Origin of the sequence: Cryobacterium sp. TMS1-20-1, from assembly GCF_004402355.1 — a bacterium.
Lineage (GTDB): Bacteria > Actinomycetota > Actinomycetes > Actinomycetales > Microbacteriaceae > Cryobacterium > Cryobacterium levicorallinum.
Genome location: NZ_SOGF01000054.1, coordinates 21628 through 34382, shown reverse-complemented (window position 1 = coordinate 34382; position 12755 = coordinate 21628). Strand labels below are relative to the sequence as shown.

At 66.1% G+C, this 12755-nt stretch carries 9 protein-coding genes and 1 pseudogene; 1 reads left to right on the top strand and 9 read right to left on the bottom strand.

The features are described 5' to 3' along the window. Positions 1-69: 69 nt before the first annotated feature. From E3O45_RS12645 to E3O45_RS12615, 8 genes and pseudogenes are all read right to left on the bottom strand, one after another. On the bottom strand, positions 70-1485 hold the full coding sequence (locus E3O45_RS12645; RefSeq protein ID WP_134443714.1) for an IS256 family transposase: 1416 nt from the start codon (positions 1483-1485) through the stop codon (positions 70-72). Between the two features lie 151 nt (positions 1486-1636). After that, positions 1637-2035 (bottom strand): DUF6444 domain-containing protein, encoded by a 399-nt coding sequence (locus E3O45_RS18235; protein WP_255452984.1) that lies wholly within the window; start codon positions 2033-2035, stop codon positions 1637-1639. Between the two features lie 275 nt (positions 2036-2310). Further along, a pseudogene (locus E3O45_RS12640) lies at positions 2311-3543 on the bottom strand (IS110 family transposase). 212 nt (positions 3544-3755) lie between these two features. Then, positions 3756-5039, bottom strand: a complete 1284-nt coding sequence (locus E3O45_RS12635) for an O-antigen ligase (protein WP_134443713.1) — start codon at positions 5037-5039, stop codon at positions 3756-3758. Between the two features lie 22 nt (positions 5040-5061). Next, entirely contained in the window at positions 5062-6609 is a 1548-nt protein-coding gene (locus E3O45_RS12630) for an O-antigen ligase (RefSeq protein WP_198418261.1), read from the bottom strand. Positions 6610-6799: 190 nt separating this feature from the next. After that, positions 6800-7237: an SRPBCC family protein gene (locus E3O45_RS12625; RefSeq protein ID WP_134443712.1), complete on the bottom strand. Its 438-nt coding sequence runs from the start codon at positions 7235-7237 to the stop codon at positions 6800-6802. Between the two features lie 85 nt (positions 7238-7322). Then, the gene (locus tag E3O45_RS12620) at positions 7323-8780 is read right to left on the bottom strand and encodes an NAD(P)/FAD-dependent oxidoreductase (protein ID WP_134443711.1); all 1458 of its coding nucleotides are present in this window, start codon (positions 8778-8780) and stop codon (positions 7323-7325) included. Between the two features lie 177 nt (positions 8781-8957). Continuing rightward, entirely contained in the window at positions 8958-10136 is a 1179-nt protein-coding gene (locus E3O45_RS12615) for an acyl-CoA dehydrogenase family protein (protein ID WP_134443710.1), read from the bottom strand. A gap of 125 nt (positions 10137-10261) precedes the next feature. On the opposite strand from E3O45_RS12615, the gene manA reads away from it, so the two are divergent. After that, a complete protein-coding gene (gene manA / locus E3O45_RS12610) occupies positions 10262-11545 on the top strand; it encodes a mannose-6-phosphate isomerase, class I (RefSeq protein ID WP_134443709.1) in 1284 nt (427 codons plus the stop codon). Positions 11546-11712: 167 nt separating this feature from the next. Here the strand turns inward: manA and E3O45_RS12605 are convergent, their stop codons facing one another. Then, positions 11713-12669, bottom strand: a complete 957-nt coding sequence (locus tag E3O45_RS12605) for a GlxA family transcriptional regulator (protein ID WP_134443708.1) — start codon at positions 12667-12669, stop codon at positions 11713-11715. Positions 12670-12755: the final 86 nt, after the last annotated feature.

The following is a 12755-nucleotide window of genomic DNA, read 5'->3' as shown; positions in this document are numbered from 1 at the left end:
CACGCCGCTGGTAACGCTGTCGCACCGGCAGAGCCTGTCAAGTGTTTTGTGTAAGTGTTGGGAATTTTGTTAGAGGTGGGGGTTGATTCGGTCGGGGTAAATCATCACGAGCTGGCTGAGGGCTTGCTTCCAGTTCGTGGTGATTTGGCCTTCGACGAGGCGGCTTTCGGCGGTGCGTTTGACGCCTGCGGCTCGGCCGCGTTCCTTGGCTCGGTCGCGGGCTCGCTTGTCTTCTGTGTTGCAGATGGCCAACCAGAGCATCTTGATCACGGCGTCATCGTTGGGGAAATGGCCCCGGTTCTTGGTGACTTTTCGCAGCTGAAAATTCAATGATTCGATGCTGTTAGTGGTGTAAATGACCCGTCTCAGCTCGGGCGGGAACGCCAGGAACGGAGTGAATCGTTCCCATGCATCTTCGAACGTTTTCACGGCCGTGGGGTATTTCACGCCCATCGGGGAGGCGGAGAACTCGGTCAGCGCGTCCCAGGCCGCGTCGGCGTCGACGGCGGTGTAGATCGGCTTCAGCGCCGCAGCAACACCCTTGCGGTCTTTGTAGCCGACGAACCGTAACGCCGCCCGCAGCAGGTGTACGACACACGTCTGAACGGTCGCTTGCGGCCAGGTTGTTTCGATCGCTTCGGGGAACCCGGTCAGGCCGTCGCAGCAGACGATGAGGACGTCTTTGACACCGCGGTTGGCTAGCTGCGCGCAGACGCTGGCCCAGAATTTGGCGCCCTCGGTGTCTTGCACCCAGATGCCCAACACATGCTTGATGCCGTCCATGTCGACGCCAACGGCGATGTGCGCGGCCTTGTTGCGGACATGGCCACTGTCCCTGACTTTGACGATCAGCGCGTCCAGGTAGATCACCGGGTAAAGCGCTTCGAGTGGGCGGCGCTGCCATTCCAGGACGGCATCGAGGACCGCGTCGNGGCGGCGCTGCCATTCCAGGACGGCATCGAGGACCGCGTCGGTGATCTTCGAGATCGTCTCGTGGGACAGCTCGGTGCCGATCGTGGAGACGAGGTGGTGCTGGATATCGCGCACCGTCATCCCGCCGGCATAAAGCGAGATGATCATGTCGTCCAGGCCGCCGAGGCGCCGCTCGCCCTTGGGCACGAGGCGGGGTGTGAAGCTTCCGTCCCGGTCCCGCGGGATGTCCAGCTCCAGATCGCCGACCTCGGCCGCGACCGTCTTCGCTGACGTTCCATTTCGCGAATTCGCATAGAACCTAGCTTCGGGGTCGCCCTTGTCGTAGCCGAGGTGCTCGGTCAGCTCGGCCTGCAACCCGCGCTCGAGGGCCGCCTTGATCAGGCCGGGCACGAACCCGCCCTCGCCGGTGAGTTGCATGGTGCCGGCATCGATCTTCGCGAAGAGACCATCGAGAGCTCCGCTATCGCGCAACTCCTTGATCGCATCGGCGGCCGCACGCTGGGCCGGGGACTTCGGTGCTTTCAGCTTCTCATTTCGTTCAGTCATGACCATTAGTGTCACTCCTTCAAATAGATCCGCAACCCCTTACACAGACCATCTGACACCCTCCCGGCGCAACGGTGGATCCGAACCGTTTGCAAGAATGAGGCCAGCTGGCCGATACTGTCGCCGTGACGCTGACACCCTCCACCGGCATAGCTTTTCAATCCGTTGATGCTCGACCGTTTCCACCCGGATCGGCGGGACGTCGATGATGTGCCGCCTCGCAGCGATGGTCCCGGCCACGCAATGAACTCCCACAGCCCGGGCATGTGGTGGGCTCGTGACGCAGGACCTGGCCCGGAGTCGCCGTGATCGGCAACGAAGTACCACCGCTGCCCGTTTGTTTCCCCTGCGGTTTACCGGAAGATTCGCGAAGCGACTGGGCCTTACTGGCGGGCTTGCTGAAGCTATCCGTGCTGGGCGGCTTGGAGGAGTTCGTCGAGTTCTTATCCAGCCGAGAACGCAACGAAGCGTTCTCCTCCTCGAGACGATCGACCCGCTTCTCCAGCCGATCAACCATCGCCCCAAACTCTGCCCGGACGGTCTTATTCTCCTGCATCAGCTCAGCGACCGTGTGCATCAACTCGCTATACGTAGGACCACTGACCATGACGCCATCGTCGCAGCGAAAAGACCTGAAATATTTTTAAACCGCCGGAAACCGCAAAACCCACGCAGAAAGAACCTGACTAGTTACGCAGGGGCTGGCTGGTGCAGGTGGATTGCACAAAATCGACCTCGGGGAATCAACGAACAATGGTGGCGCGAACGGTCGGTCACGTCGCTGGGCTCTGAATCGGTCAGGATTTTTTTCTGGGGGGCCTATGTGGTTCGTCAAGCTGCGACGGGCGATTGGGCTTGATAGATGGTGCCGTCGCGGAGCATCGCGTAGAGGACGTCGCAGCGGCGTCGGGCCAGGGCGATGAGGGCTTGGTTGTGGCGTTTGCCCTGGGCGATTTTGCGGTCGTAGTAGGTGCGGAGACGGGGTCGCTGAGCGCCGCGAAAGCGGAGAGGAACAGCGCTCGTTTGAGGGCTTTGTTGCCTCGCCGCGAGGGATGCTCGCCACGAATCGATGATCCGGAACGCCTGGTGACGGGAGCGAGCCCGGCGTAGGAGGCGAGGTGGCCGGCGGTGGCGAAGTCCTTGCCGGAGACTTCCGTGATGAGTCGGGCGGCTGTTCGAACGCCGACTCCGGGCATGCTGGTGATGATGGGCTCCAGCGGGTGGTCGGCGACGAGCACGGCCACCTCCACGACAATTTCTGTTCGTTGACGACGGAGGGCGGCACGGCGCTCGTCGCGTTGGTGCCGCCCACGACAGCGGTCTGCTCGGCCAGGGCTTGGAAGATTTCCTCGGCCAAACGGCGTCCGATTCTCGGGGCGAGCTTGAGCAGGCGCGTGCCGAGCCGAGCCAGGCCGGCGGCTTTCATCGCTGTCGGTGTGGGGTATTTCTGAAGCAGATCCAAGACAGCGGGGTGGTCGAGGTGCGGACCCAGAACCCGCTCAAGGGCTGGGTGGATCTGCATCAGCAGCCCCCGAATCCGGTTGCTCGTCGCGGTCATCTGGCCTACGAGGTCGTCGTCGAATCCGCAGAGCAAAGACAGCTCGGCGACTTGCTCGTCCTCGAGGCGGATTGCCCGCAGAGCGTGTGGAAGCGTCCGGGCCGCTTCGGCGATGATCGCCGCGTCGCGAGCATCGGTCTTCGCTTCGTCGGCATGCAGATCGGCGATGCGCCGCATCGCCAAGCCCGGAAGATAGCCGACGAGGATCCCTTCGGCGTAGGCGACTGCGACGGGCAAAGCGCCCACGGTCTCCGGTTGGTCAACGACCAGGAGCACCTGGCCGCGGAGCTTTAGCTTGCGGATCACTGCGCGGAGTTTTGCCTCGTCATTCGGGAGGGCCTTGTCGTAACGTCGCTTCCCAGCGCGGTCCAACGCGACGGCGTGATGCTCGCTTTTCCCAACGTCAACACCGATGAACACGTCAACGCTGTCGTAGTTCTCAATCATGAGTTCCCCTGTCGGCCATGCGGATCGGTTGGCCTGTCCACGGCATAAAGTCTCGGCATCCACGTTACGTTCGACCAAGAAGAAAGTTCCAGCCGAGCCCCTATTAGCGATCACCCAATATCAGTCAGGCCCGGTGGCAACACCCCCCGGATCATCAACGACTGGGGGCAGCAACCATGCCGGCCTAACAGGCCAACACCCTCAGAAGCAGAACTTCAAGGGACAGCTACAAGGTAACGGGGGGATCGACTGGCTCAACCAGGGCTCAGGCTTACGGCGCGTCGGGGTGCGGTTTGTGCGGCAGGGCGCTGCGCCAGCTCAGGCCCTGCGCGGCCTTGACCGAACAGATCACCAGCAGCAGCCAGCCGAACTCGAACAGAATCGTGCTCTCCGCCGCGCTGGTCACCAGCAGGGTGACGAGTATGAGCGGCGCCCAGACGTAGGCCAGTGAGCGCTTGTTGGAGGCGAGCAGCCAGGAGCGCACAAAGGCCAGCAGCACCAGGGCGAGAAAAGCGAGAAAGCCGATCAACCCGACCTGAAAGTACACGTCCAGGTAGGCGTTCAGGCCGGTCACGTGCACGCGCCCGGTGGTGAATTCGAGCCAGCCGTAGGGTGTCACGTCCTGCGGCCAGAATCCGGCCCAGCCCCAGCCCTCAAGCGGATGCAGCTCCACCAGCCGCCACATCTCCCTCCAGAGCGAGGACCGCGCTTCGAACTCGCTGCCCGCGTTGAGGGTATCGATGATGGTCGTGCGACCGAGCCAGGCCGCGCCGGCGGCGACGAGGGCCGCGCTCAGGAGGCCGAGCTGCAGCATCCGTCTGCCGGCAACGGGGGTGCGACGCAACCGGTAGAGCGCCAGCGCTGCGACGGTGACGCAGATCGCGACGACGACCACGACAGGGGAGCGGGTGAGTACCAGGCAGATACCGGCCAGCCACATCGAGCCGAGGCCGAGGCTGCGCGGAATCGACCTGGCCCGCAGCTCGACGTAGAAGGTGACGGCGGCGATGAGGGCGATGAGCCCGAAGACGTTGCGGGAGCCGAAAACGCCCTGGATCGGGCCGAACTGGTCGATATTGCCGACCACGCCGAGAAAGGCGATCGGCAGGTCGAGCAGCAGGCCGGAGAGCACTTCGAGCACGATTGAGAGCCCGAGCAGCACGCGCAGCACGTCGCCGGTGGCGCGCACCACCTGAAAGGTGTCGCGCACGAGGGCCACGTAGATGGCGAGGAATCCGACGGTGACCTGGTAGCTGACGCCGATGATGGTCGAGGCTGTGTAGCCGCTCCACACACTGGACAGCGCGCACCAGGCCACGAATACGATGATCGAGATGGGCAGCAGGCCGTGCCACTCCACGATGGGGCGGCGGGCGAGCAGGGAGAGCACGGCGAGAACGACCAGGCCGCCGAGAATGCCGATGAGGCCGGCCCAGCCCATGACGCTGCGCAGCAGATGGGTGCTGAATGCGGTCGCCAGAATAATGAGCGTGAGTGCGGCCGCGAATTTCGGCGACGCGAACACCCGGCGCAGGTCCTCGGGCAGGGTGGTCATCCTCTAATTTACCGCGCGCAGGTCACGGCATCGGCCGGGGCGCGTGCTGCTGCCGTTTGGTGACGACGGCGAGCACGATGAGAATCACCCAGCCGCTCTCGATCAGCAGCCGGCTTTCGGCCACGCTCTGCGCAATCAGCGCGGCGAGCAGCAGCAGGGGCAGCAGCGCGGAGACGGCGAACGGTTCGGTGTCCTCGATGCCGAGGCGCGGCCGGTCGACGGCGAGAAACCAGGCCCGCCACAGGGTCGAGAAGACCAGTGCGGCGAACAGAATCACGCCGACGATGCCGAGCTGCAGCCACACGTCGAGCCAAGCGTTGTGCGCCTGCAGGTAGGTGACGCCCTTGCGCACGGCGAGGTCGTTGAACGGTTCGACCCACGGCACCCAATAGCTCACCCAGCCCCAGCCGAAGACGGGGCGTTCCTGGGCGAGATTGGTGACGCTGGCCCAGATGTCGAAGCGACCGGTGAGATCCTCGCTGCGGCCGAGCAGCCCGAACAGCTGCGACGAGAACAGCGCGAGGGCCGCTGCCACTGCCAGAACGGATGCCGCGGCCACGAGATACAGCGGCCGCCGGCGCTGGTCGTGCAGTCGTCGGGCCCAGAGCGCGAACAACAGGGCTGCGACGACCGCGACCAGCGAGACGGTGACCGTGGCGGAGCGGGTGAGCAGCAGCATCCCGACGGCCAGGCCCAGCCAGACCAGGCCGGCGCCGCGCTTGACGAGGCGGGCTCTCAGTTGCACGATGAAGACGATGATGGCGGTCAACGCGATGAATCCGAGCAGGTTGCGGTTGGCGACGATGCCCTCGATGGGGCCGCCGTTTAAGAGCAGGCCGCGGCTCCAGTAGAAGGCGCCTGGCACGTCGTCGGTGCCGTAGTCAACGAAGAACGGCAGTACCGGATTTCGGATGACGACGGCGACGAAAAGCTCGAATACGAGGCTCAGCGCGAGTACCCAGCGCAGGGCGCCCGCCAGGGTGCGCAGCAGCTCCGGCCAGGTGAGGGTCACGGCCAGGAACAGGGCGGCGAGGGTCGTGATGAGTTGCAGCGTGACGCCCAGAGCGGATGCCCCCGGGTAATACGACCACGCGATCGACAGGGTGGTCAGCAGCAGGAACGCGGTGATGGTCTTCGGAAACTTGCGCCAGTTCAGAGCGGGCGCGAGGGCAGCCTGGTAGGTGTTTCCGCGGGCGATGTCGCGGTCGGTGGGGGTGTCGTCCTGCGCGGGTGTGGGCGCTGCGGTCGTTGAAACCGCGGCTGCGCCGTCGGCATGTACCGGGACCGAGGCTTCCGTGCCAGCGTGCGAGGAGACTGCGGACGCGTTTGCGGGGGCTGCGTTTAGGCGGGTGGCTGTGGCTGCGGCTGTGGCTGCGTTGTCGGTTGCCCGGCGGCAGGCTTTGTGGCGCTGGGTGTTCAGGCCGATGATGCTGCCGATCACCACGATCACGGCGATGGCGCCGAAGCCCCACCAGCCGCCGAGGTTGCGACAGAACTGGCCGGCCAGAACGGTGAACCAGACGAAGGTCGCGAAGAGTCGAATGACGAGGCGACTCTGCACGGCGGACATGGCTTCAGATTACCGGTGTTGCGCGCCAGGTCACGCGAGAGCGCAAAAAGTGCCCGATTGGAGGGCTCAATCGGGCACTTTTTGCGCTCTCGCGGGACGAGGGGAACGAGGGGAACGAGGGGAACGAGGGGAACAAGGGGAACGAGGGGAACAAGGGGAACGAGGGGAACGAGGGGACGAGGGGACGCGGCTACTCGGCGTGGCCCTCGGCGAGGTAGGCGAGGCGGCGCAGGGTCTCCGAGTTGCGGTAGCGGATGGCCAGATCGCTCAGGGTGGTGGGAACGAGGCGCGCGGGGCCGGCGACGACGTCTTCGGTCATGCGCACGAGGCATCCGCTTTGGTGATCTTGAACGTCGATCGACACGTGCGCCTCGCCAATCGGCCAGCCGCGGGCCTTCAGCATGGCGTGGCGGGGCGCCTGCCATTCGAGCACGGATGTGGTGTCGTCGAGCAGGGCCGGCCAGACTCCGACCGAGTGGTGCAGGCGGCTGCCGACCGCGGGCCAGATCGCGTCGACGTCGCGCATGCGGCTCGCACCGACGACCCAGGTGGGGTACAGCCATCCGTTGTGCAGCACCGCGAAGACCTGCTCGGGAGTGCAGCGGAATTTTCGATAGTTCACAGCCATCGGGTCTCCTTCGGTTTGTCGCGAGAGCGCAAAAAGTGCCCGATTGGAGTGCCCAATCGGGCACTTTTTGCGCTCTCGCGGGTTGTTAGGGGGAGAGGGTGGGGGGGTCCTCGATGCCGTAATCGTGGCGGAGGGCGCTGAGGGCGGCGCGGTAGCCGCACATGCCGTGCACGCCCGGGCCCGGAGACGTTGACGAGGAGCACAGGTAGACGCCGGGCAACGGGGTGTGCCACGGGTCGCCCGAGAGCACCGGACGGCGGAGCAGCTGCGGGAGGCTGATCGCGCCTGCGGCGATATCGCCGCCAACATGGTTCGGATTGTGGTTCTGCATCTGCGCGGCGGTCTGACTGGCCGAGGCCAGAATGGTGTCGCGAAAGCCGGGGGCGAAGCGTTCGATCTGCCGCGTGATCTGCTCGGTCTGGTCGCGGGTCGAGCCAGCCGGCACGTGTGTGTAGGCCCAGAGCACGTGCTTGCCTGCGGGAGCGCGGGTGGCGTCGAGGATGCTCGGCTGCGCGGCGAGCACGTAGGGGGAGTCGGCGTGCCGGCCGCGGGCGACGGCGTTTTCGGCGCGGGCCTGGTCGGCGCGGGTGCCGCCGACGTGCAGGGTCGGCGCTCGCCGCAGGTCCGCGGCGGTCCAGGGCACCGGTTCGGAGAGAGCGAAGTCCACCTTGGCGACGGCGTTTCCGTAGCGAAACCGTGTCATGGCGGCCGCGTAGCGGTCGGGCAGGGCGCCGGCGGCGAGGCCCACAAGGGCGCGGGGGGTCACGTCGAGCAGCGTCACGCGTGCCGGCGGCAGCTCTCGGAGACTTGCGATGTCGGCATCCGTTATTATTTCGCCGCCGTGCGCGAGCAGGTCGTCGGCGAGGGCCCGCACGATGGCACCGCTGCCGCCGGTAGGAATCGGCCAGCCGCCGGCGTGCGCGTGCGCCGCGAGCGTCAGCCCGGCGCCGGCGGTCGACGGGCTCGGCAGCCGCCCGATCGAGTGCGCAAACGTGCCGGTGAGCAGCGCCGGCGCTGTTTCGCCGGTGAAACGCCAGTTCCACGCCGGGCTGCCCTGCTCCAGCGTGCGCAGCCCGAAGCGGGCCAGCGTGAGCGGATGCCGCGGCACGCGCAACAGCGCATCCCCGGTCAGCTCGGCGATGGCTCCGATCTGGTCGACGAGCGGCCCGAGCAGGTTCAGCCAGGCCGGGCCGTCACTGCCGAGGCCGGCGGCGGTGCGTTCGATGTCGTGCCAGGACACGCCGGCCCGGCCGCCGGGCAGCGGATGCCCGTAGGAGATCTCCGGAACCCTGAGTTCGATGCGATCCTTGAGGCCGAACTTTTGAAAGAACTCGGAGGCCAGCGCGAGCGGGTGCACGGCGCTCCCCACATCGTGGTGGAACCCGGGCAGGGTGAGCTCGGCGGTGGCCGCCCCGCCGCCGATCTGAGGATTGCGCTCGTAGACCCGCACTTTGAGCCCGGCGCGGGCGAGCGTGACCGCCCCGGCGAGTCCGTTCGGGCCGGATCCGACGACGATCGCGTCGAGCTCCTGGTCGGTCGTCACGCCGGTCCGTGCACGTCAAGTCTCATTCCGACACCGTAGCCCGAGTCCGGCGGACGCACACCCTGCGCGGGCATCCGCTCGCGTAGCTAACGCCGGTAAATTTGCGACACGCTGCCTCAAACGGATTGCGGTGACCCGGCGTGTCGCAAATTCTGCCGGTTTTACGGGCGGCACGGGTCAGACGAACGCGGCCTGGCCCGTGATGGTGCGGCCCACGATGAGGGTGTTCATCTCCTGGGTGCCCTCGTAGGAGTAGATGGCCTCGGCGTCGGCGAAGTGCCGGGCCACGTTGTACTCGAGGGTGACTCCGTTGCCGCCGAACAGCTCCCGGCACCAGGCGACGGTCTCGCGCATACGGCTGGTCGTGTAGGCCTTGGTCAATGCGGAGTGCTCGTCGCGCTGCACGCCCTGATCCTGCAGCTGCGACACCCGCACCACCATGCCGAGGCTGGCGGTAATGTTGCCGAGGCTCTTCACCAGCAGGTCCTGCACGAGTTGGTGCCCACCGATGGCCTTCCCGAACTGCACGCGCTCGTGTGCGTAGGCGACGGCCGCGTCGTAGGCGCCGATAGCATTGCCGACCGCCGCCCACGACACCTCGGCGCGGGTGGCCCGCAGTACTTTCGCGGTGTCCTTGAACGAGTTGGCGTTCTGCAGGCGCAGGCTTTCGGGAACGATCACGTCGGTCAGCACGATGTCGGCGTTCTGCACCGCGCGCAGGCTGATCTTGCCCTCGATTTTGGTGGCCGTGTATCCGGCGGTGTCGGTAGGAACGATGAAGCCCTTCACCTGATTGTCAGCCGTGTCCTTGGCCCAGATGATGGTCAGGTCGCTGAAGGTGGCGTTGCCGATCCAGCGTTTGGCGCCGTTCAACGTCCAACTGTCGCCGTTGCGGGTCGCGGTGGTGCGAAGGCCCTGCGCTGCGTCGGAGCCGCTCAACGGCTCGGTCAGCCCGAACGCCCCGACGATCTCGCCGGAGGCCAGGCGCGGAATCCACTCGGCGCGTTGCTCGTCCGAGCCGCACGCTTCAAGGGTGCCGGCGGCGAGACCGTTCTGCACACCGACGAAGGTGGCAACGGATGCATCCACTCGCGCCAGTTCCAGCGCCACGAATCCCCGGAACACCGCCGAATTCTCAAACGGTTTCGTCGATTCCCAGCCGAAGGAGTACATGCCGAGCTCGGCGAGGGGCTTGATGACCTGGGTGGGAAATTCGGCGCGATCCCAGCATCCGTTTGCGATCGGCCGCACCTCCTTTTCGAGGTAGGCGCGCAGCTTGATGATCGCGGCTTGCTCGGGCTCGGTGAGCAGGTCTTCGTAGCCGAAGAAGTCGCTGCCGAGTAGTTCAAAGGTCATGGTTGCTCCGTTGCATAGACTGCGGCCGACAGGCGACCGGTGAATTGCCGCCAGCCTAGGGGGCTTGTCTGAGCGCCCCAACCCGGTTGGTAGTTTGGTCTAAACAGTTGTAGAAGGAGCCGAATATGTTTGTGGGCATCACCAACACCCCGCGCAATTACGCCTGGGGTTCCACTCGCGCCATCGCCGACCTGCTCGGCCGCACGGCGTCGGGCGGGCCGGAGGCCGAACTGTGGTTGGGAGCGCATGCCGGGTCGCCTTCGGTGATCGAGGATCCGGCCCTGGTGGGCGGGTGTGACACCCTCGCCGAGTGGATTGCGGCGGCGCCGGAGGTAGCACTCGGCGCTGATGGGGCCAGTCGAGAAGCGGATGCGGCCCCACGCCTCCCGTTTCTGCTCAAGATTCTCGCGGCCGGTCGCCCGCTGTCGCTGCAGGCACACCCGACGAGCGCGCAGGCCCGCGCCGGATTCGACCTCGAGAACGCGGCCGGCGTGCCGGTCGACGCCGGCAATCGCAATTACCGCGACCCGTTCCACAAGCCCGAGCTGATCTTTGCGCTCAGCGACACTTTCGAGGCGCTCTGCGGGTTTCGGCCGCTCGCCGAGGTGCGCGGAATCATCGCTGAGCTGCGGCTGCTCGATCTCGCGACCGAGGATTCGCAGGCCGCGATCATCGATCTGCTCGAGAGCCACCTGACCCGGGGCCTGCCCGACACCGTCGACTGGCTGCTGCGCGACGGTCGCGGCGGCGACTCTGGCGAGGTGGAATGGCTGGTCGAACGGGTGGTGGCGCTCGCCGACCACGCCGCATTCCTGGCCGAGGGCGGAGCGGCCATCGGCTATGCGCGAGAGCTCGCGACGGTGCGCGCGCTCGCCGCCGAGTATCCCGGCGACCCCGGAATCGTGCTCGCCCTGCTGCTGAACCGGGTCTCCCTGCAGCGCGGCGAGGCGATGTATCTGCCGGCCGGCAATATCCACGCGTATCTGTCCGGGCTGGGCGTCGAACTCATGGCCGCCTCCGACAACGTGTTGCGTGGCGGGCTGACCCCCAAGCACATCGACATCGAGGAACTGCTCGCGGTACTCGACTTCTCTCCGGCGCCCTCGCCCTACCTCGCGCCGATCGTTCTCGGCGATGGTGTCTCGCTGTATCGTCCGGACGTGCCCGACTTCGAGCTCGTGCACATTGAAGCGGATGCCGATGCCGCGACGTCGTCGCCCGTCACGATGCGACAGATCACCCTCACCGGTCCGGCGATTGCCATCTGCACGGCTGGCGGTTTTCTGGTGGCCGGGGCCGCGTCGTCGCGGCCGCTGAAGCGCGGCCAGGCTGTCTATGTCACGCCCGACGAGGGCACGCTGACCTTCGCTGGAACTGGCGAGGTGTTTCTGGCGACGACGGGCGCGTAAGCCGGGTTTCGCAGGCAGCCAAGCATTGGTCGATTGCGGTCTCGACAAGCTCGACCAGCGGACTGTCTGGGTCGCGTAGGCGAGTCGGGAGCAGCCTCGGGGAGGCAACCATTTCTCGTTGGTCGAGCTTGTCGAGACCGCCGGACGAACGACGTGAGGCCGCGCGGTTAGCCGGCCCGGCGGGGGCCGAAGGCCCGCCGGTAGGCGGTGGGAGTGGTCTGCAGAACCTGCAGAAAATGATGGCGCATCACGGCCGCCCCGCCGAAGCCGGTGTCGATGGCGATCTCCTCGAGGCTGCTCGAGGAGTCCTCGAGCAGTTCCTGCGCCCGAAGCAGCCGCTGCCGGTTGAGCCAGCGGGTCGGCGTGGTGCCGATTTCGGCGCGAAACCGGCGGGCGAAGGTGCGCGGCGACATGAGCGACTTGCGGGCGAGTAGATCGACGGGCAATTCCTGGTCGAGGTGGCGCAGCATCCACTCGGTGACGGCGGCGAAGGATTCGTCCTGGCAGTCGACGACCGATGCTTCGATGTACTGGGACTGGCCGCCATCGCGCTGCGGCGGCACGACCATACGGCGTGCGATCACGTTCGCGACGGTCGCGCCCAGTTCCTTGCGCACGATGTGCAGTGCGGCGTCAATTCCGGCGGCGGTGCCGGCTCCGGTGACGACGTGATTGTCTTCCACAAACAGGACGTCGGGGTCGACGGTTGTATTCGGGTAGGCCCGGGCGAGGGCCTCGGTGTACATCCAATGGGTCGTACTGCGGCGCCCATCGAGGATGCCGGCCTCGGCCAGCACGAACGCGCCGCTGCACACGCTGAGCACCCAGGCACCGCGAGCCTCGGCGTCGCGCACGACCTGCAGCACGCGCGGGTCGATTGCCGCTCCGATAGCGTAGGCCGGGATTGCGATGAGGTCGGCGTCAGCGGCGGCGGCGAGGTCGTCGTGCACGACGATGTCGAAGCCGATCTTGGTGCGGATCGGGCCAGGTTCGGCGGCGACGACGTGAAAGTCGAACGCCGGCCCGCCGTGCACGCTGCGGTCGATGCCGAACACCTCGCAGATGACGCCGAATTCGAACGGCGCCAGACCGGGGAGGGTGACGCAGACGATTTTCTGAAGCATGGGCATCCGTTCTGCTGAGGCTGGACATGGCAGAAATGTGTCGAACAACGTCAACTGTGCCACTCGCGGCAGAAAAGCACAATACA